Consider the following 20,625-nt stretch of genomic DNA (forward strand, 5'->3'; position numbering starts at 1 on the left):
TTGGATTGCGTCAATGGAACAGCAGCCGAAAGACGGCCCGAACGGGTCACGCGTGCTGGCTGGGCGCCAGTCTTTTCTCCAGCGCCGCCACGCCCAGGGTCGCGGGCGCGCAGACAGCGGCATACATCAGGCCGGCCAGGGTCAGCACCGGCAGATACTCGAAGGTCGATGAACCGATGGCCGAGGCGCGGCTGACGAGCTCCGGCAGCGCGATGGTGAAACACAACGACGATGCCTGGAACATCATGATCGAGAACCCCAGCAACGACGGCAGGGCCACCCGCAGCGCCTGGGGCAGGATGATGAAGCGCAGCGCATCGAAGCGGTTCAGACCGATCACCTCGGCCGCCTCGTTCTGCCCCTGGGCCACGGCCTCGATACCGCCGCGGATGATCTCGCTGGTGTAGGCCGCGGTGCAGTAAGCCAACGCCACGGCCGCCGCCCAGAAGGAACTCAGGGTCAGGCCGGCCGAGGGCAGGCCGAAATAGACGTACTGCAACAGGATCAACGCTGGCGCGCCGCGCCCCAGTTCGACAATCAGCAGCGAGGGATAGCGCACCACCCGACGGGTTGCCGCAACCCCCAGCGCCAGCAGCAAGCCCAGGACCACCCCCAGCACCAGGCTGACGGCGGTGACCTGCATCGACAGCACAAAACCCTTCCACAGTTCGGGAAACCAGGCCAGCCACATCGTCAGGATCTCGTTCATCGGGCCACCCTCTGCTTCAGGGTGGCCGCCAGCCAACGCGAGACTAGCGCCACCGGCACGCTGAGAATCAGGTAGACCAGGGCCGCCACGCTGTACACCCCCAGCCCCTGAAAGGTCTGCTGGGACAACTGATAGGCCTGGAAGCTGACGTCACCGACGCCAATGGTCGAAGCCACGGCCGAGTCCTTGAGCAAGCCGATGGCATAGGTGGCCGAGGTGGGAATGGCGATGCGCACCAATTGCGGCAGCAGCACATCGAAAAACCCCTGGAACGGCGAAAGATTGAGTACCTGCGCCGCCTCGAACTGCCCCTGGGGAATCGCCGCGAAGGCACCGCGATAGACCTCCGACATGTGCGCTGCGGTGATCAGCCCCAGGCCCAGCACCGCGGCGGCGAACGGCGACAAGGCAAGGTAGCCGCCACCGATGCCGAAGAAGATGAAGAACAGCCAGACGATCGGCGGAATCGAACGCAACGTCAGCACCAGCATCGCCGCCAGCCAACGGCACGACTTCAGCTTCGACAGGCGCAGGGCGCAGAGTGGAAAACCCAGCACCACGCCCATGCAGAAGGCGCCAAGGGTCACGCTCAGGGTCCAGGGCACGCCGTGCAGCAGGACCAATAGAATATCCAGCATCAGCGATTCCTCACGGCCTGGAGAAACTGCGCCACCCGCGCATGCTGCGGCTTGCGCATCACCTCGGCACTGGGCCCCTGCTCGATGATCCGTCCTTCGGCCATGACCACCACGCGGTCGGAAACGGTCTCGGCAAAGTGCATCTCGTGGGTCACCACCAGCATCGACATGCCCTCGCGCGCCAGCTCTTTCATCACCGCCAGTACCTCCAGGCCCAGCTCGGGGTCCAGGGCCGAGGTCGGCTCGTCGAACAGCATCAGCTCCGGCTCCAGCGCCAGGGCCCGGGCGATGGCGATGCGTTGTTGCTGGCCGCCGGAGCAACGTGCCGGGTAGGCGTTGGCCTTGTCCGCCAGGCCCACCCGGTCGAGCAACTGCAAAGAACGGGCGTCCGCTTCCTCGGCGCTGCGACCCAGGGTGCGGATCTGCGCCAGGCTGACATTGCGCAGCACCGTGAGATGGGGAAACAGGTTGAACGACTGGAACACCATGCCAATGCGCCGGCGCAGCTTGAGCAACTCGCTCCTGGGCAGCGGGCGCCCGGCCTCGATATGCACCCCACCCATGCTGACCCGGCCGCGGGTTGCCGGCTCCAGCTGGTTGATGCAACGCAGCAAGGTGCTCTTGCCGGAGCCGCTGGGGCCGATAATCGCCACCACCTCGCCTTGGGCCATCTCGAAACACACGTCGTGCAACACCGGGTAAGGACCGAACTGCTTGTGAATCGCCTCCAGGCGCAGAAAGGGTTCGGCGCTGGCCACCGGGCGCGGCGCCAGGGTGGCGCTGTCGATCACGGTCATGCTGCTCATTGTTTTTTCTCCGGACAGGGTAGACGCCATGCCTGCAAGAATCAGGCAACAACCGCTGTTATCGATCGTCGTCGACTAACGGGGTGCGCGAGAGCTTGACCGCTCCAGTCGCGCTGATCAGCACCTGCTCTTCGAGCTTCACGCCTTCATGGCCACCTTGCTCGCCGATGTAACTCTCCACCGAGAGCACCATGTTTTCCGCGAAATGGCCGTCATAGCCCCACTCGGCAAAATCCACCGCATAAGCCACGCTGGGGTACTCGTCCACCAGGCCGACGCCGTGCAGCATCATCATGTAGCGGTTGTGTTCGAACGCTTTGGGCACCGGCCAGCAGCGCTCGGCGAACTCGCGGAACGACAACCCCGGGCGCAGCAGATCGAGGTTGCAGCTGATTTGCTGCGAAGCGATGTCCAGCAGCTCGCGCTGGGCCGCCGTCGGCGCTTTGCCAGGGCAGATGAAACTGCGGGAGATGTCCGAGAGATAGCCCCCCGGCCCGACCATGTCGGTGTCGAAACAGACCATCTCGCCGGCTTCGATGACCTTGTCCGAGGCGTCCTGGAACCAGGGGTTGGTGCGCGGCCCGGAGCTCAGCAGGCGGCTTTCGGCCCACTCCCCGCCATGGGCGACGTTGGTTCCATGCATGATGCTCCACAACTGGTTTTCGGTGATGCCCGGCACCAGGCTGGCGCGCATGCGGGCAATCGCCAGGTCGCACACATCCATCGACACCCGGTGGCTGGCGATCTCCTGCACCGACTTGATCAGCCGCGCCTGCTCCATCAGCGGCTGGGCGTCGAACAGCTGGATGCCCTGGGCCTTGAGTTTTTCCGCGCCCCAGGGGTCGCAGCGGTCCACCGCCAGGCGCCGATTGCCAGCGCCATGCCGGGCCATCAGATCCGCCACTTCGAGGGCCCAGCGCTGGGCTTTTTCCTCGACCCGCGGGCCGGCGAGGAAGTACAGCCAGGGGATCGCCGGACGGATCTCGTCGATGGTTTCGATGGGCTCGCTGTTGTGCCGGCTGCTGCTGAACTCGAACAGCACCACTGGGCCATCGGTGGCCACGAATACGTAGCGGCTGGGGGAATGCATCACCCACAGACCAAGGTTGTTGGTATCGGTGGCGTAACGAATGTTGATCGGGTCGGCCAGTAGCACGCCGGCGTAATCGTGCTTGCGCAATTGCTGGCGGATGCGCTCCAGGCGGTACTGGCGCAGCGCCGGCCGGTCAATCGCGGCATAGGCTGCCAGCAGGTGGTGATCAACCGGGGCCAAGGCATGGTCGGTGACGCCGGCATCGCTGCGATAGCGCAGCGGGCTTGGGGATACAGCATTGAGCAGCTCGGTGAAATCATTATCCGTGTGCATGCAACAACCTCCGTGGGGAAGAGTTTTGCGTTAATCAAAACCAATCGGACCAACATTCGGGGCAGTGACTTAAAGACCTGGAAAACGGATGACGGCTGTCTTTCTTATGGTTCAGGGCACGGCAACAGGTGGCTAGAGGTCCTTGACCAGGCGCAGGGCGTCGTAAATCGCCGCGTGGGTGTTACGCGATGACACCGCATCGCCGATTCGGAACAACTGGAAGCGCCCCTGGGGGTTGGTCAGCACCCGCTGCGGGTTGCCGGCAATCAGGTCCCGGTACTCCACGGCGCCCTCGTTGCTGGCCTGGGGCTGGAGCTCGAAATACAGCTCGTCCAGAGGCCGGGTGCCATGGTTGACCACGATCTGGTCCACCAACCGAGTCTTCTCCAGGTCGCTGTAATCGCTGCCAATGGTCGCCAGCAATTGCTCGCCCTGGCGCTCCACGGCTTTGAGTCGGTAGGTGACGGTGAAGGTGGTATCCAGCCGCTGCAGCGAGCGCATGTAGGGCACCAGGTTCATGCCCATGACCTCCGGCGCGAACGCGCGGTCGGGGGTCATGATCTCGGTCCTGGCTCCGCTGCGAGCAATGAACTCGGCGGCCTGCAAGCCCGCGTGATCACCGGCGTCGTCATACACCAGCACGTTGCGCCCGGGTTTGACGTCGCCGGAAATGATGTCCCAGCTCGACACCAGCCACTGGTTGCCGTGCTGCAGGACCTCGGTGTGCGGCAGCCCGCCGGTGGCGACGATCACCACGTCGGGGTTTTCATCGACAACCATCGCCGCGTCGGCCCAGGTGTTGAAGCGGAACTTGACGCCCAGGCGCTCGCACTGCGCCATGCGCCAATCGATGATGCTGATCATCTCCTTGCGCCGCTCGGACTGCGCGGTCAGGCGCACCTGCCCGCCGGGCTGATCGGCCACCTCCAGCACCAGCACCTCATGCCCGCGCTCGCCGGCTACCCGCGCCGCCTCCAGGCCGCCAGGGCCGGCACCGATGATCAGCACCTTGCGCTGTCGCGCAGCCTTGGGCACCTCATGCGGCATGCTGGTTTCGCGGCCGGTGGCGGCGTTGTGAATGCAGTAGGCGGCGCCGGCGTTGTAGATCCGGTCCAGGCAATAGTTGGCGCCGACGCAGGGCCGGATCTGGTCCTCACGGCCTTCGATGATCTTGCGCACGATATGCGGGTCGGTCATGTGCGCGCGGGTCATGCCCACCATGTCCACCAGGCCCGAGGCAATCGCATGGCGGGCGGTGGCGACATCCGGGATCTTCGCCGCGTGGAAGGTCGGGAAGCCGGTCAGGGCGCGAATCTCCCCGGCAAAGTCCAGGTGCGGCGCATTGCGCATGCCCTGGATCGGGATGATGTCGGTCAGCCCGGCATCGGTGGCGATATTGCCGCGAATCACGTTGAGAAAGTCGACCATGCCGCTGTCTTTGAGCAGTTGCGAAATCTGCAGCCCCTCCTCCTTCTCCAGGCCGCCGGCCAGTACCTCGTCGCCGGTGTAGCGAATGCCGACGATAAATTCCGGCCCCACCCGCTGGCGGATGGCGCTCAGCACCTCGAAGGTAAAGCGCAGGCGATTGTGCAGCGAACCGCCGTAGGCGCCCTCCAGCTCGTTGGTCAGCGGCGACCAGAACTGGTCCATGAGGTGGCCGTAGGCTTGCAGTTCGATGCCATCCAAACCGGCAGCCTGCATGCGTTCGGCGGCGTCGGCGTAATCGCCGATGATGCGTTCGATGTCCCAGATTTCCAGCTTCTTGGGAAAGGCCCGGTGCGCCGGTTCCTGATTGTGCGAAGGTGACACCACCGGCAGCCAGTCGCCCTTGTCCCAACGGGTGCGCCGCCCCAGGTGAGTGAGCTGGATCATCACCGCCGCGCCATGCTCGTGGCATTCGTCGGTGAGGTCTTTCATCCAGCCGACCACTTCGTCCTTGTACGCCAGGATGTTGTTGAACACCGGCGGGCTGTCGCGAGAGATCGCCGCCGAGCCTGCGGTCATGGTCATGGCCACGCCGGCCTTGGCACGCTCGACGTGATAGGCCCGATACAATTTCTTCGGCATGCCCTCTTCGGGGTACGCCGGCTCGTGGGAGGTGGTGATAATGCGGTTGCGAAGCGTCAGGTGCTTGAGGCGATAAGGCTGAAGAAGCGGATCGTTATTCATATCGGTCTCGCATACTGGTCATCAGGCAAGGCAGACGATAGACCTCAATGTACACCTGTGTCAACGATACAGACAGTGGTGTACATTTGCACTTATCAAGGTTAAACGGACAAGGAAAAAACGCCCAATGAAAGCGATCAGCAACAGTGCCGAGGCCGCCGGACGCGGCTCCCTGGAAAGCTGGCTCAACGCAGCCTATGAAAGCCTCAAGGAGTCGGGAGTGGATGCGGTACGGGTGATGCCCCTGGCGAAGAAACTCAACCTGTCGCGCACCAGTTTCTACTGGTATTTCCAGGACCGCGAAGCCCTGCTCGAAGCCCTGGTGAACCTGTGGAAGAATAAGAACACCCTGAGCCTGGTGTCGCAGTCCGAGGCCTATGCCGAGTCCATCACCGAGGCGATTCTCAACGTCTTCGATTGCTGGCTGAACAGCGAATTGTTCGATTCGCAATTCGAATTCGCCATGCGCAGCTGGGCCCTGCAATCCCCCGAAGTGGCCCAGGAAATCCGCCAGGCCGACGCCCAGCGAGTACAAGCCCTGGCAAAGATGTTCGACCGTTTCGGCTTCACCGAGGACGCCGCCGTGACCCGCGCGCGCTCGATCTACCTGACCCAGATCGGCTACATCAGCATGAACACCCAGGAACCGCTGGCGCAGCGCATGCGCTACATCCCCGAATACCTGCAGATCTTCACCGGCGTTGAGCCCCAGCCCCGGGAGCTGGAGCGTTTCTTTCAGCGCAACGGCTTTTCATCGGCCGAACTGCAGCATTGAAGCGAAGCGGATCAATCAAACAGGGCGCGGCCATTGAATGGGCGATCATTGGCCGGCAACCACGCAGACGCGCCAACTCATGCGCTGGTCTATCGAGAGGCATCCTCAAGAATCAGATCAGCGCCCTTCTCCGCCACCATCAGCACCGCCGCATGGGTGTTGCCGGAGGTGACGTTGGGGAAGATCGAGGCATCGACAATGCGCAGCCCGGCCAGGCCATGCACCTTGAGGCGTTTGTCCACCACCGCGCGCTGCTCGTCGCGGCCCATGGCGCAGGAGCCGCACAGGTGGTAGATCGAGCCGCTGTTCTCGCGAAAGTACTGCAGCATCTGCTCATCACTGGCCACCGCCGGTCCCGGTAGCACTTCATCCAGGGTGATGCCCTTGAGCGCCGGGGCCTGCATGATCCTGCGCAGCAGGCGGCTGCCCTGGATCACCTCGGCAATGTCCTTGTCGGTACTCAGGTAGTTGGGGTCGATCAGCGCCGCATCCCGAGGGTTCTTCGAAGCGATCCGGATGCTGCCGCGGCTGGTGGGCCGGCACGGGTTGAAACACAGCAGAAAGCCGGAGTACGGCTCGGGCTTGAGGCTGGCCTTGCTGCTCTTGGGAATCTGGTACGACAGCGGGTTGAAATACAGCTGCAGGTTGGGGTGCTCCTGCCCTTCGTCGCCGCGGAAAAAGCCACCGGCCTGGTTGACGCTCATCGCCAGCGCGCCCTTGCGCGTCAGCAGGTATTGCAGGCCCAGCTTGAGCTGGCCGAACAGCGAGCTGAGCTGGTCGTTGAGGGTCGGGACATTGGCCTTGTAGTAGTAGCTGACGCACAGGTGGTCCTGCAGGTTCTGCCCCACCGCCGGCAGATGTCGCACCAGCGGAACCTGGTGCCGGGCCAATAACTCGCGATCACCCACCCCGGACAGTTGCAGGATCTTCGGCGTGTCCACCGCGCCGGCGCAGAGGATCACTTCCTTGCTGGCGCTGAAGGTCCGGACCACTCCGTGCTGGGTCACACTGACCCCCGTGGCGCGCTGCTTGTGCTCATCGAACAGCACCCGGTCGACCAGCGCGTAATGCTCGACCTTGAGGTTCGGCCGGCGCAACGCCGGATGCAGATGGGCAAAGCTGCTGGAGCAACGCTGACCGTTGCGGGTGTTGACGTCGTAGATCCCCGCGCCTTCGAATCTGGCTCCGTTGAAATCCTCGCTGCGCGGGTAGCCCAGTTCCTCGCAGCCTTTGAGGAACGCATCACAGATGGGGTGGGTCTGCCCCTGCATCGGGGTGATGCTGATGGGACCGCTGGCACCGTGGTACTGGCTGTCTCCCAGGGGATGATTCTCCAACTTGCGGAAATACGGCAGCACCTCGTCGAAGCTCCAACCGTCGTTGCCGTCGGCCGCCCAGTCGTCGAAATCATGGGCCTGGCCGCGCACGTAGATCATGGCGTTGATCGAGCCGGAACCACCCTGGACCTTGCCCCGTGGAGCATAAATGGCCCGGTCATTGAGCTGTTTCTGCGGTTGGCTGTAGTACATCCAGTTGAAACGCGGGTTGTAGTACATCTTGGCAAAACCCACCGGAATCTTGAACCAGAACGATGAGTCCTTGCCGCCCGCTTCCAGCAGCAATACCGAGTATTGGCCCGAGGCCGAGAGCCGGTTGGCCAGAACGCAGCCGGCGGCGCCGGCGCCGGCGATGATGTAGTCGTATGTCATGCAGGGTTACCGCTCAGATGGTATTGAAGGCAGCCGCAACGGCTGCCCATGCCCTGCCCGTCACCGGGCGGGAAGTGCTCAGCCCTTGGCCGGGGAGGTGTCCTTGACGTCGACCGGGCTCGCGGCCATTTGCAGGTGCAGACGTTCGCCGCTGTAGGGCGAGTGCCTGCGTACCACGTCCATGTTCAGCTCCACCCCCAGGCCCGGCTCGCTGGACGGGATGATGTAGCCGTCCTCCCATTGCAAAGGCTTGGTCAGTACTTCGGCGTGGAAGCCGCCCCAGGTCATGATGCTTTCCTGGATCAGGAAGTTCGGCGTGCAGGTGGCCAGCTGGAAGCTCGCCGCCGCGCCGATCGGCCCGTTGTACAGGTGCGGCGCGATCTGCGCGTAGTAGGCCTCGGCCATGCTGGCGATCTTCTTCGCCTCCAGCAGGCCGCCACAGCGCGCCACGTTCATCTGCAGGATCGAGGCACCACCGGCCTGCAGCAGCTTGAAGAACTCGTACTTGGTGGTCAGGCGTTCGCCGGTGGCGATCGGAATGCTGGTCTTGGCCGCCACTTGCGCCATGGCCTGCTCCTGGCCTGGCGGCACCGGCTCCTCGAACCACAGCGGGTCGTATTGCTCCAGGCGCCTGGCCAGTCGAATGGCCGAGGACGGCACCATCTGCCCGTGGGTACCGAACAGCAGGTCGCAGCGGTTGCCCACCGCTTCACGGATCTTGCGGCAGAAGCTTTCGCAACGCTCCAGCACTTCCAGCGACAGCTGATGCCCGGAGTACGCGGTGTAGGGCCCGGCCGGGTCGAACTTCAGGGCAGTGAAGCCCTGGTCCATGTTGCGTACCGCACACTCGGCGGCCAGGTCCGGGTCGTCGTAGTCGTATTCACCACGGCTGTTCTGCGGATACAGATAGGTGTAGGAGCGCAGGCGTTCGTGGACCTTGCCGCCCAAAAGCTCATACACCGGCTTGTTCGCCGCCTTGCCGATGATGTCCCAGCAGGCCATCTCCAGGCCGCTGACCACGCCCATCATGGTCAGGTCCGGGCGCTGGGTGAAACCGCTGGAATAGGCCTGGCGGAAGAAGCGTTCGATGTGGTGCGGATCCTGGTCCAGCAGGTAGCGCTGAAACACGTCCTCGATGATCGGCCGCATCGCCTGGGGACCGAAGGTGGCAGCATAGATCTCGCCCACGCCTTCGATGCCGCAGGCAGTGCGCAGCTTGACGAACAACCAGTACATGCCGCCGATATGCGGTGGCGGAACAGCAACGATATGGGTTTCAAGGGCGACGATTTTCATCTCAGGCTCCTGCTGGCAAATGCTGTTGGGTACGTTTGACGCGAGCGCGCAAAGCGATCGCGGCCAGGGTGCCGAGGGCGCCGACCGCGGCGATGTAGCCGAAGTACAGGCGGTAGCCCAGGGCCCCGGGGAAATGTTCGGTGAGGTAGCCGTTGATCAGCGGAATAAAGGCGTCCGGCAGGTAGCCCACCACCGAGACAATGCCGATGGCCAGGCCGGTGATGCGCAAGGGAATCCGGCAGGTATCGAGGATTGCCCAGTACAGCCCGCGGATGGCGTAGGTCATCAGGCCGATGAAGATCACCGTGGCAATCAACAGCCCCAGGCTGCCCAAAGCCGGAAACAGGATCAGCCCGACGACGCCCAGGGTGGCCAGCAACAGGGCGAAGATCAGCACCGAGATATTCGAGAAACGGTCGCCCAGCCAGCCGCCGCCAATGCCTCCCAGCGGCCGCATCCACAACTTGATGGTGGTGATGGTGCCGGCCATGACCGCGGTCATGCCATTGCCCTGCAGGTAGTCGGAGAAGCTGTAGGTGGCCCAGAAGATGTGGTAACCGCAGAACACGATGGCGGTCACCAGCCACAGCTCGGGGATCTTCACCAGGGTCGCCAGGTCGCTGAACAGGTTGAAACGCCCCTGCTCCACCGGCGCCGTGTCTTGCATGGACTTGGGGTCCTTGAGCAGCACCAGGACGCAGCCGATGGCAATGCAGGTGAAGGAATACAGATAGACCACATGCCGGAACCCCTCGGCCGTCGACTCACCACGAGTCTCGGTGGCCAGGGCGAACAGCCCCAGGGCCAGGGTCGCCAGCAAGGCTTCCACCAGGCCACGGCCACCGTCGAGGATGCCGAAGAAACGCCCCTGCTCGGTGTGGCGGGCGATCATCTTCACCCGCTTGAGCACCGAGGCCCAGAACGTCAGCCCGGTGGTCAGCCCCCAGCAGCCGAAGATGATCATCAGCCAGGTCAGTGACGGCGCCGTGGAGTACCACAGACCCAGGGCGCCGGTGGCCACCAGCGAGAAGAAGATCAGAAAGCGCGGAGCGATGCGGTCCGCCAGCCAGCCGCTGGGCAGGTAGCTGACCAGGAAGATGGTCCCGAGCATGGAGTACAGGTAGCCCAGCTCGCTGTGGTTGATGTGCAGCACCTCAAGCATGGTGGTCTGGTAGACCTGGCGCAGGTAGAGGATCGGGTAGATCGCCCCGGCGGCCAGCACCAGCAGCATCAGTTGAAAGTACCGACTGCCCTTGTCACTGTCGCTCGCTGGCAACCCGGCAGAATCCTGAGCCGAGATCAGATCGGCTGCATGCTTAGACATAACGATGCCCTCGGGCGCCGGTATCCGGCGCCGCTCATTATTATTAGTGGGGCAGCGGCAAGCTTTGAGCTTCAAGCGGCAAGAACGACTGCGCTGCTCTGGCTTGCGGCTTGTGGCTTGCGGCTGATGACTTGCAACTGCCTTTAGAAAGGCATGACCACCAGGCGGGTCTGGGTGAACTCGAGCATGCCGTGCTTGCCGTCGTCACCGCCCAGCCCTGAGCGTTTCCAGCCGGCGTGGTAGCCCTGATAGGGGTCGGCCGGGGTCCGGTTGACGTACAGCTCGCCGGCCTGGATGGCCCCGGCAACCTTCATCGCGGTGCGGTAGTTCTCGGTGTAGAGCACCGAAGCCAGGCCGAACTGATGGTCGTTGGCCAAGGCCAGGGCTTCATCGATATCCCGGTATTTGAGCACCGGCAGCACCGGACCAAAGATTTCCTCCTGCACGATCTCCATGTCCTGACGGCAGGCGCTGAGCAGCGTCGGCGGATAGAAATGCCCTGGCCCTTGCGGCATCACACCGCCGGTTTCGAGCACCGCACCTTGCGCGACGGCTCGCTGCACCAGGCCATGAATGGCGACCCGGGACGCCGCGCTGACCAGGGGCCCCATGCGGCTTGGGTCCTGGCGCCGGTCACCGAACTGCACGGCGGCGATCTTTGCCTTGAGCAGGGCCAGGAAGCGCTGATGCACGCTTTCGTGGACATAGACCCGCTCCACCGCCGTGCACAACTGGCCGCAGTGGGTGGTCTTGGAAGCCACGATGGCGCTGGCGGCCTGCTCCAGGTCGGCGTCGGGCTCGATGATGGCCGGGGTCTTGCCCCCCAGTTCCAACGATGGCTTGGCGATATTGGCCTTGCAGTAGTCGAGCACGATACGCCCGGCATTGACGCTGCCGGTCAGGGTGATCATGCCCACCGCCGGGTGGGTGCAGACCGTGGCGGCGGTGGCGTGGTCCATGGTCAGAATGTTCACCACTCCAGGCGGCAAACCCGCTTGCTGCACCGCCCGAGCGATTTCGAAAGCCGAAAGCGGCGTGTTGTTGCTCGGACGCACCACCACCGTGTTGCCGGCGATCAAAGCGGGCGCGACCTTGCGCAGCAGGGTGTAGACCGGGTAGTTGAACGGGATCAGGCAGGCCACTACGCCAATCGCTTCGCGGTGCAGAAACAGCTTCTCGTCGGGGCTGTCGCTGGGAATGATCTCGCCCTCGATACGCCGCGCCCACTCAGCGTGATAACGGGTGATCTGCGCGGCGTAGCGGGCCTCGTTGCTGGCGTCCGCCAGGCTTTTGCCCGACTCGGCCGCCAGCGCCCGGCCAATGGAATCGGCGCGGGCTTCCAGGGCGTCGGCCAAGGCACGCAGATAATCGCCACGCTGGATGCTGGTCAGCGCTGCCCATTTTTTCTGTGCCGCGCAGGCGGCAGTCACTGCACCGTGGGCCTCTTCCTGGGTGGCGGCCGAGACATGCCCCACAAGGCTTTCGTCGGCCGGGTCATAAACCGCGATGGATGCGCCGCTGGCTGGCTTGATGAAGTCGCCGTTAACAAAATTCTGTTCAAGTTGCATGAAGGTTGCCCCGTCGTTGGCAGAGAAATGGCGCAGGCAGCCTGGAGGCGATCCAGGCCCGGCGGTCAAAGGGTCTGGCGTGGTCGAGCGGGCACAGCACAGCGATCCACAAACATGGCGATGACGTGCGGGCAAGGCTGGGAAACGCCGACGAAGGGCAGCGACGGGCAATCGGCAAGGATCGGATACGGCATGGCTGAGCACTCGGGTTGTTGTTATGTGAGTGCTGGCAGTCTTGTCGTCCGGCACGACAAGGACAAACGATTAATCGCGCGGACTAACATGCGAAAAACGCAGGTTATGACGCACTGATGATGGTGGCCTGACGGACCTCTTCGCTGGCAAGCCAGCTCCTACGCAGGTTGTGCATGTGGGCTTTGGTAGGAGTCGGCTTGCCGACGAAGGCGGTCGCGCGGCCTCTAGCCCAGGGGCCTGGAGGCTGTGGAGGGCTCAAGCTGGCGCTGCGCCAGCCAGACTTCCTCTTGCAGCCACTGGCCAAACACCTGCAGCTGCGGCAACGGAGCCTGGGCCGGACGCGTCACCAGCCAGTAGGACTGGTGACCTTCCACATGCACGTTATGCACCTGGGTCAACTGCCCCGCCGCCAGTTCCGCCGCCACCATGTGCCAGTCGGCAATGGTGATTCCCAGGCCATCGGTGGCCGCATGGATGGCCAAGTCCAGAAGATCGAATTCATAGCCGCCCTGAGTATCGACCCCGCTGATCCGCGCGGCATCCAGCCAGTGCTTCCAGGTCAGGTAACGCTGGTCTTCCCGGGCCAACACATGCAACAGGGTCATGCGGCCGAGGTCGATGCCCTGATCCGTGGACTCCCGGGCCAGGAGCGAAGGCGCGCAGACGGCGATGTGCCGTTCCTGAAACAACAGCGAACTGTCCAGGCCGTCCCACTCGCCATTGCCGAAGCGAATCGCGCAATCCAGGGTCGCGGTTTCCGCCAGGCTGTCCTGCAGACGCGTGGTCAGGCTCAGCTCCAGTTCCGGGTGCTGCTCGCGCAGCCGCCCCAGGCGCGGCAGCAGCCAGCGACTGGCGAAGGTCGGTGGCGCGTTGAGGTGCAAGCGATTGGTATGGGATTTCTGCGCGATGCCGCGCAGCGTCAGCTCGATCTTGTCGAAGGACTGGTGCAGGGCCCGCAGCAGCACACGCCCGGCGCTGGTCAGCTCCAGGTGATGATGGCGCCGTTGCAGCAGGCTTTCCCCCAGCTGTTCCTCCAGTTGCCGGACCTGGCGGCTGACCGCACTCTGGGTGACGTTGAGCAATTCGGCGGCCCGGGTAAAGCTGCCGGTGCTGCCGGCGACCTCAAAGGCCTTGAGCGCATTGAGCGCAGGCATCTTGCGTTTCACGACAGTCTCTCTGTAACGGCTGCACAAGGCGCAGAGCATCGCATGCCATCACAGGCGGAATCTATCTGACTAACATTCGTTTTACTCACGTCTGGGCAATGAATAAATCGTTTGTCGAGCCAAGGGCGCAAGGCAACACTGCCGCTACTTCACAAAAACAACAACGAGTAGCGCCCATGCCTCACCCCCTCCTCGCCTCCCTGCGCGCCACTGGCTGAAGCCACCGCGCTCGCAGTTCTGCAAGCCCTTTCCCCCTTGGCTGCTGCCCTTGCCGCGGCCGGGTTGATCGCACCTGACAATAACAATCCGGGAGAAAACCCCATGCTTCAAAAACCCTCCGCCCTGCTGTGCAACGTGGCCCTGCTGGGCAGCCTCGCCACCCCCGCCCTGGCCGTGCAAGTCAGCGACCACCTGGACCTGGGCGGCGCCGTTCGCGCACGCTGGGACTACGACCCGGACCGGGATATCCAGACCTTCAACTTCGACACTGCGATCCTCAGTGCCAAGTACAGCTCCGACACCTGGATCGGCGCCGCCAAGTACCGCTTTTACGGTGGTGCCTACCCCTACCGCTACACCGACAAGGTGGGTGACGTCGCCTTCGCCGAAAACGCCTGGATCGGCTACCGGTTCAACCCCGAGCAGCAGGTACAGGTCGGCCTGAACCAAATCCCCTTCGGCCTGCAGCCGTATTTCGGCAGCACCTTTTTCGAAACCCTGGGCAACGTGGTGGGCCTGGAGGACATCGAACAGGTCGGAGCCAAGTACATCCAGCAAAGCGCGGACTGGAATCTCCAGGCCGGCTACTACCTGCGCCCAGCCTGGCAGGGCAAGGGCACCAGCAACGGTCGGACCTACTCCAGCGTGGTGTCCTCGGCCGACAGCTACGTGGCCGACGGCAGCCACAACCGCGAACGCAACACCCTGGTACTGCGCGTGGCCAGGGCCGTGCAGTTGGGTGACTGGGCCTCGGAAGTCGGAGTCTCGGGGCTGACCTCGACCCTGAAGAACAACGACACCGGCAACGACGGCCGACGCAATGCCATGGCGGTTCACTATCTGGGTAAAAACGGCCCGTGGGGCGTGCAATTGCAGGCGGCGCGCCAGCAGATGTCGCCGCGCAATCCGGGCACCGACGAGCTGGTCACCCTGGGTGGCTACGACGGCACCTTCAACGTCGCCAGTCGCGGTAACCTGTACGTCGCCGACCTGAGCTACGACGTCGATGGCAAATACCTGTTCGACCAGCTCAGCGGGGTCAAGCTGTACGCCAACTACAGCGCGTTCGACAAATCGGCCAGCGCCTATAAAACCTCCCAACGAATGATCCTCGGCAGCTCGTTCTCGCTGAGCAAGCTGTGGATCGCTACCGAATGGCTGTTCGGCAAGAACGATCCGTACATCGGGGGCAGCAGTTATGCCCAGAGCCTGGGAGCCGGTGGCAGCAACCAGTGGGAAAACCAGGTGTATGTGAATATCGGCTACTACTTCTGAATCCTTGCCGGCCCTTTCGCTGGCAAGCCAGCTCCTGCGGTTGGCAGGAAAATGTGAATCTCTCTGTAGGAGCCGGCTTGCCGGCGAAGGCGATCGCGCGGTCCCCTTCGCGGCTCAGCCCGTGCCCGCAGAGGGCGGCCACAGGGTAAGATGGGCGCGCCAATAAGCGTCCTACAACAACAATAAACCTGCCCCGCCACTTCCAGCACTCAGCCCGCCAGACGCGGATCGCTGCTGCCTGGCGCCAGGTGCGGAGTCTGCCCGCCATGCGCCAACTGCCCTCTCTGAACACGCTCCGGGTCTTCGAGGAAGTCGCCCGCCACCGCAGTTTCAGCCAGGCCGCTGTGGTGCTCAACGTCACCCAGGGCGCGGTCAGCCGACAGATCAAGCAACTTGAGGACTACCTCGGCGTGGCGCTGTTCAGCCGCTCCCCGCAAGGGCTGACGCTGACCGAAGCCGGCGCGGCCCTGGCGCCGAACCTGGGGCAGGCCTTCGATCATATGGAACGCGCCCTGCAAGCCCTGCGCGTGCCCAACCTTCGCCAGCGCCTGCGCATCGTCGCCCCACCGACCTGGGCCACCCGCTGGTTGTCCGCGCAACTGCGGGACTTCTGCCAGCGCTACCCGGATATCAGCCTCAGCGTGACCCAGCACAACAGCCACGACAGCCCGGCCGAAGTCGACTGCGAGATCCGCTTCGGCCTGCAGGCCGCCGCCCATGGCCAGAGCCAATTGCTGGTGATGGAACGGCACATTGCCGTGGCCAGCCCGGAGCTGTTCAGCAACGGCCAGGCACCGGACCTCAAACGCTTTCCCCTGCTGCACATCCTCCATGGCGACAAGCGTTTACAGGTCTGGGAGAACTGGTTGGCAAGCATGGGCCGCGACGACATCGACGCCCGGGCGGGATTGGAGTTCAGCACCCTGGACCAGGTGATCCACACCGCGCTGGCCGGCGGTGGGCTGGCGGTGATCGACCGGCAGATGATCGAGCGGGAGCTGGCGGACGGACGCCTGCTGCCGATCACCCCGGTGGAGGTGGTCGGCCCTTATGGCTATTGGCTGGACGTGGCGAACGACAAACAGGGGCTCTCCAAGGTGCAATTGTTCACCCAGTGGCTGAGCCTGGTGAGCAATCCCTGAGTCGGCTTCTCGTAGGAGCTGGCTCGCCAGCGAAGGCGCCAGCAAGCCATGCAAGACGCGGGGGCCGCTTCGCCGGCAAGCCGACTCCTACAACGGTGGTGCGGTGTGGCATCAGATCGGCGCGGCGGCCTTGGGCAGATCGCTTCTGATCGAGTCGGCAGTGCCGACGCTGCACGCCTGGCTCAGGGTCAAGGACTTGGTTTCTGGCGCCCAGGCCCAGGAAATCAGCGCCCCCAGGGCCAGAATCCCGGCAAGGATGCCCATGGTCGGGCTGAGGCCGATCCCGGCCACGCTCACCGGTAGCAGGAAGGTGCTGATGGCCGACCCCAGGCGGCTCACCGCGGTGGCCAGGCCAATGCCGCTGGCGCGCACTTCGGTGGGAAAACTCTCCGCCGGAAACACCCCCACCAGGTTGCTCACCGCCGACAGCACCAGGGTAAACAAGCCGAACAGCAGCACCATCAACCAGGCTGCGCTACCCGGCAGCACCGCCAGCAGCAACAGCGCCACCGCGAGGATGATGAAGGAGTTGATCAGGAACCCGCGCCGGGAAAACTTCACCGTGCACCCGATACCGATCAGCGCGCCAATGATCAGCAGCAGGTTGAGCATCAGTTCGGTGCCAAAACCCTCGGCCAGGCCCATCTTCTGCAGGATCGACGGCAGGAAGGTGTAGATGGCGAAGTACGGCATGACAATGCAGACGAAGAACAGGCAGTTGAACGCGGTGCGCTTGCGGTACTCGCGGCTGAACAGCACGCCATAGCCGGAGCGGGTCTCGCCACAGGGCTGTTCGTCGAGGACCACGTTGGCCCCCAGGTGCTTGTGCACGATGGCCCGGGCCTCGGCAATGCGCCCGCGGTTGACCAGCCAGCGCGGCGATTCCGGGGTGCCGATGCGCGCCAGCAGGATCAGCCCGGCGGGAATCGCCGAGGAAGCCAGCATCCAGCGCCAGGCATCGTCGCCGATGCTGAGCATCGCGGTGCCGACAAAGGTTGCGGCGACGTAGCCGAAGGTCCAGATCACGCTGAACGAGCCCAGCAGCACGCCACGGTGCTTCTTCGGGGCGAATTCGGCGAGCATCGCGTGGCCGACGCTGAAATCACCGCCCAGGCCGATGCCGATCAGTACCCGGCAGAGAAACAGGCCCATGGCAGTCTCGGCATAGAACTGCAACACCGAGGCCAGGGTGATCAGCACGAAACTGACCAGGAAGATCTTCTGCCGCCCCAGGTGATCGGAGATCCAACCGAAGAACAGGCTGCCGATGAACAGCCCCATCAGTGCCGAGGCACCGATCAGGCCCTGCCAGAACGCGTCCAGTTGCATCTGCGGGCTGAGCAGGGTGAAGGCGATACCGATCAGGCCGAGGATGTAGCCGTCGGTGAAGTGCGCGCCGAAGGTCAGGCCGGCGATTTTCAGATGGAACCGGCCAATGGGCAGGTCATCGATCTTGAGAGTTGCAGCGCTCATGTTCGTCTCCATTTATTGTTCTTGGATAAGAGATGAATCGAACCACGCAGGCGCCGGCTTGCTGGCAAGCCAGCGCCTGCATTGGCGGGTGTGAGGGCTAGAGGCCGCCCATCAGCAGGTATTTGATCTCCAGGTAGTCATCCAGACCGTAGCGGGAGCCTTCGCGACCAAGGCCCGACTCCTTGATCCCGCCAAAGGGTGCGGATTTCGGAGCACCGTGACCGGCCGTTTCGGTTGATCGTGACCGGTCATTTCGCTAACGCGTGACCGCTCATTTCGGTAGCAACGTGACCGATTTTCCGCCTGTTCCGAAACAGGTGGTCACGGCTTACCGAAATCGCCGGTCACGACTTAGCGAAAGCCTTCCCCTTCGTTGCGCATGACCTGATGCGCCGCCATCCTCGACCGATTTCGGGAGAGGAAGATGGCGGCGCCGCGAGTAGCCATGCGAAACATCAAAGAATGTCTGCGCCTCAAGTTTGAGGCCGGCTTGTCCCACGAGAAGATTGCCCGTGCCTTGCAGCTGTCCAAGGGCGTGGTTAGCAAGTACATCGCGGCGGCGCGGGTGGCCGGGCTGGACTGGCCGGCGCTGGTGGCCATGGACGAGGCCGCGCTGGCGGCCGCCTTGTTTGCACCGACGTCGACGAACAAGCCGCGCGGTGAGCGAGTGCTGCCCGATGTGCTGAGCATCCACCGCGAGTTGCGACGCAAGGGCGTGACCTTGCAGCTGCTGTGGGAGGAATATCTCGCCGCGCATGCGGGCCAGCCGACCTACCGCTACACCCAGTTCGTCGAGCACTACCGGCGCTACGCCCAGACGCTCAAACGTTCGATGCGTCAGCTGCACCGTGCGGGCGAGAAGCTATTCATCGACTATGCCGGGCCGACGCTGCCGGTGGTCGACCCGGCCACCGGCGAAGTGCGCCGGGCGCACATCTTCGTCGCCGCCCTGGGCGCCTCGAATTACACCTATGCCTGCGCGACGCCAGGCGAAACCCAGGTGGACTGGCTGACCTCGCTGGGCCAGGCTCTGACCTACTTTGGCGGCGTGCCGGAAATGGTTGTGCCGGACAATCCGCGCGCCCTGGTCGCCCAGCCGGATCGCTACGAGCCGGGCCTGAACCGGGCCACGCTGGAGTGCGCGCGTCATTACCAGACGGTGATCCTGCCGGCACGGCCACGCAAGCCTCAGGACAAGGCCAAGGCCGAGGTGGCGGTGCAGGTGGTCGAGCGCTGGATCATGGCGCGGCTGCGCCATCGGCAGTTCTTCAGCCTGCATGCGCTTAACCAGGCCATCGCCGAGCTGCTGGAGGATCTGAATCGGCGCCCGTTCAAGCGGCTCGATGGCTGCCGGCGCGACTGGTTCGAGCGCCTGGATCGCCCGGCCTTGCGAGCGCTGCCGGTGCATCCCTACGAGGTCGCCACCTTCAAGCGCTGCAAGGTCAGCATCGACTACCACATCGAGGTCAATGGCAGCTTCTACAGCGTGCCCTCCGCCCTGGCCCGGCAGAACGTGGACGTGCGACTGACGGCACACACCCTGGAAGTGCTGCATGGCAACCGGCGGGTGGCCAGCCACCTGCTGCTGGGGCGACGCGGCGCTTACAGTACCCAGCGCGAGCACATGCCCGCGGCGCACCAGGCGCATCGCGAATGGACGCCACAACGCCTGCTCGACTGGGGCGCGCGGATCGGCCCCTACACGCGCCAACTGATCGATCACCAACTGACCCACAAGCCGCACCCGGAGATGGGCTACCGCGCCTGCCTCGGCCTGCTCTCGCTGGCCCGGCGCTATGGCAATGCACGCCTGGAAGCCGCTGCCGAACGTGCCGTACACCTGCGCGCCTTCACCGGGCGCAGCGTGCGCAACCTGCTCCAGCAAGGCCTGGATCAACAGCCGCTGCCCCAGCGTGCCGCCGAAACGACCTTACCCGGCGACCACGAGAACGTCCGTGGCGCCGACTACTACCAACCCCCGCAACAGGAGCTGTTCGATGATGCCGCAACACACCCTGAATCAACTGCACCAGCTACGCCTGGACGGCATGGCCCGCGCCCTGGAAGAGCAATGGACGCTGCCGGCCAGCCACAGCCTGAGCTTCGATGAACGCCTCGGCCTACTGCTCGACCGCGAACTGGCCTGGCGTGACAACCAGCGCCTGGTACGGCTGCGCAAGAAGGCCAAGCTCAAGTACGCCAACGCCTGCCTGGAAGATCTCGACCGCCGCACCGGACGCGCCCTGGACGAGCGTCTGATCGCCACCCTGGCCAGTGGCGACTGGATCCGCCAGCAGCACAACCTGCTGCTGACCGGCCCGACCGGTGCCGGCAAAACCTGGCTGGCCTGCGCCCTGGGCAACCAGGCCTGCCGCCAGGGCTATAGCACCCTGTACCTGCGCACCCCGCGCCTGCTGGAACAACTGCGCATCGCTCATGGCGACGGCAGCTTCGGCCGTACCCTGCAACAGCTGGCAAAGGTCGACGTCCTGGTGCTGGACGACTGGGCGCTAGCCCCGCTGGAGGAAGGAGCCCGGCATGACCTGCTGGAGGTGATCGACGACCGCGCTGGCAGCCGCTCCACCATCCTGACGAGCCAACTGCCCATCGAGCACTGGCACGGCTGGATCAACGACCCGACCCTGGCCGATGCCATCCTCGACCGCCTGGTGCACAACGCCTACCGACTGACGATGAAAGGCGAGTCGCTGCGCCGAAAAAAAGCCGAGGAACAAGCCGCATCGTGACCGATGCGATTACAATCCAGAACCCGCGCAACCGGGGTGGAAGCACCG

At 64.1% G+C, this 20,625-nt stretch carries 16 protein-coding genes and 1 pseudogene; 5 read left to right on the forward strand and 12 right to left on the reverse strand.

Translation table 11 applies throughout. The annotated features are described in order from the left end of the window. Positions 1-46: 46 nt before the first annotated feature. From BLV47_RS15350 to BLV47_RS15370, 5 genes are all read right to left on the reverse strand, one after another. A complete protein-coding gene (locus tag BLV47_RS15350) occupies positions 47-709 on the reverse strand; it encodes an amino acid ABC transporter permease (protein ID WP_092314945.1) in 663 nt (220 codons plus the stop codon). After that, positions 706-1,347, reverse strand: a complete 642-nt coding sequence (locus BLV47_RS15355) for an amino acid ABC transporter permease (protein WP_092314947.1) — start codon at positions 1,345-1,347, stop codon at positions 706-708. The genes BLV47_RS15350 and BLV47_RS15355 overlap by 4 nt, the downstream gene beginning before the upstream one ends. Next, positions 1,347-2,153, reverse strand: coding sequence for an amino acid ABC transporter ATP-binding protein (locus BLV47_RS15360; protein ID WP_092314949.1), 807 nt, complete (start codon positions 2,151-2,153; stop codon positions 1,347-1,349). The genes BLV47_RS15355 and BLV47_RS15360 overlap by 1 nt, the downstream gene beginning before the upstream one ends. Positions 2,154-2,211: 58 nt before the next feature. Continuing rightward, the gene (locus BLV47_RS15365; RefSeq protein ID WP_092314951.1) at positions 2,212-3,519 is read right to left on the reverse strand and encodes a M24 family metallopeptidase; all 1,308 of its coding nucleotides are present in this window, start codon (positions 3,517-3,519) and stop codon (positions 2,212-2,214) included. Between the two features lie 132 nt (positions 3,520-3,651). After that, positions 3,652-5,688 carry an NADH:flavin oxidoreductase gene (locus BLV47_RS15370; protein ID WP_092314953.1) on the reverse strand — a complete coding sequence of 679 codons (2,037 nt, stop codon included), beginning with the start codon at positions 5,686-5,688 and terminating at the stop codon, positions 3,652-3,654. Positions 5,689-5,815: 127 nt separating this feature from the next. On the opposite strand from BLV47_RS15370, the gene BLV47_RS15375 reads away from it, so the two are divergent. Then, the gene (locus BLV47_RS15375; protein ID WP_092314955.1) at positions 5,816-6,463 is read left to right on the forward strand and encodes a TetR/AcrR family transcriptional regulator; all 648 of its coding nucleotides are present in this window, start codon (positions 5,816-5,818) and stop codon (positions 6,461-6,463) included. A gap of 89 nt (positions 6,464-6,552) precedes the next feature. Here BLV47_RS15375 and BLV47_RS15380 read toward each other — a convergent pair whose 3' ends face one another. The 5 genes from BLV47_RS15380 to BLV47_RS15400 form a co-directional block, all read right to left on the reverse strand. Then, positions 6,553-8,172 (reverse strand): GMC family oxidoreductase, encoded by a 1,620-nt coding sequence (locus BLV47_RS15380; RefSeq protein ID WP_092314957.1) that lies wholly within the window; start codon positions 8,170-8,172, stop codon positions 6,553-6,555. A 78-nt stretch (positions 8,173-8,250) separates the two neighbouring features. After that, a complete protein-coding gene (locus BLV47_RS15385; RefSeq protein ID WP_092314959.1) occupies positions 8,251-9,468 on the reverse strand; it encodes a mandelate racemase/muconate lactonizing enzyme family protein in 1,218 nt (405 codons plus the stop codon). A gap of 1 nt (position 9,469) precedes the next feature. Then, on the reverse strand, positions 9,470-10,792 hold the full coding sequence (locus BLV47_RS15390; protein ID WP_092314961.1) for an MFS transporter: 1,323 nt from the start codon (positions 10,790-10,792) through the stop codon (positions 9,470-9,472). A 143-nt stretch (positions 10,793-10,935) separates the two neighbouring features. Beyond that, the gene (gene aldA, locus BLV47_RS15395) at positions 10,936-12,360 is read right to left on the reverse strand and encodes an aldehyde dehydrogenase (RefSeq protein WP_092314963.1); all 1,425 of its coding nucleotides are present in this window, start codon (positions 12,358-12,360) and stop codon (positions 10,936-10,938) included. 419 nt (positions 12,361-12,779) lie between these two features. After that, positions 12,780-13,721 carry a LysR substrate-binding domain-containing protein gene (locus BLV47_RS15400; RefSeq protein ID WP_092314965.1) on the reverse strand — a complete coding sequence of 314 codons (942 nt, stop codon included), beginning with the start codon at positions 13,719-13,721 and terminating at the stop codon, positions 12,780-12,782. 321 nt (positions 13,722-14,042) lie between these two features. Between BLV47_RS15400 and BLV47_RS15405 the strand changes: the two genes are divergently transcribed. Together BLV47_RS15405 and BLV47_RS15410 are read left to right on the forward strand one after the other, a co-directional pair. Continuing rightward, on the forward strand, positions 14,043-15,215 hold the full coding sequence (locus tag BLV47_RS15405) for a hypothetical protein (RefSeq protein WP_092314967.1): 1,173 nt from the start codon (positions 14,043-14,045) through the stop codon (positions 15,213-15,215). A 266-nt stretch (positions 15,216-15,481) separates the two neighbouring features. Further along, positions 15,482-16,357, forward strand: a complete 876-nt coding sequence (locus BLV47_RS15410) for a LysR substrate-binding domain-containing protein (RefSeq protein WP_092314969.1) — start codon at positions 15,482-15,484, stop codon at positions 16,355-16,357. Between the two features lie 111 nt (positions 16,358-16,468). On the opposite strand, the gene BLV47_RS15415 is transcribed toward BLV47_RS15410, so the two are convergent. After that, the gene (locus tag BLV47_RS15415; RefSeq protein WP_092314971.1) at positions 16,469-17,830 is read right to left on the reverse strand and encodes an MFS transporter; all 1,362 of its coding nucleotides are present in this window, start codon (positions 17,828-17,830) and stop codon (positions 16,469-16,471) included. 97 nt (positions 17,831-17,927) lie between these two features. Next, positions 17,928-18,035: pseudogene (locus BLV47_RS35455) on the reverse strand (aldehyde dehydrogenase family protein); the annotation flags it as partial. A gap of 219 nt (positions 18,036-18,254) precedes the next feature. Here BLV47_RS35455 and istA point away from each other — a divergent pair. After that, entirely contained in the window at positions 18,255-19,940 is a 1,686-nt protein-coding gene (gene istA / locus BLV47_RS15420) for an IS21 family transposase (protein WP_062838241.1), read from the forward strand. After that, positions 19,828-20,577, forward strand: coding sequence for an IS21-like element IS1474 family helper ATPase IstB (gene istB / locus BLV47_RS15425; RefSeq protein ID WP_062838242.1), 750 nt, complete (start codon positions 19,828-19,830; stop codon positions 20,575-20,577). Before istA ends, istB begins: the two co-directional genes overlap by 113 nt. The last annotated feature ends 48 nt before the right edge of the window (positions 20,578-20,625 follow it).

The organism is Pseudomonas saponiphila (assembly GCF_900105185.1).
GTDB lineage: Bacteria > Pseudomonadota > Gammaproteobacteria > Pseudomonadales > Pseudomonadaceae > Aquipseudomonas > Aquipseudomonas saponiphila.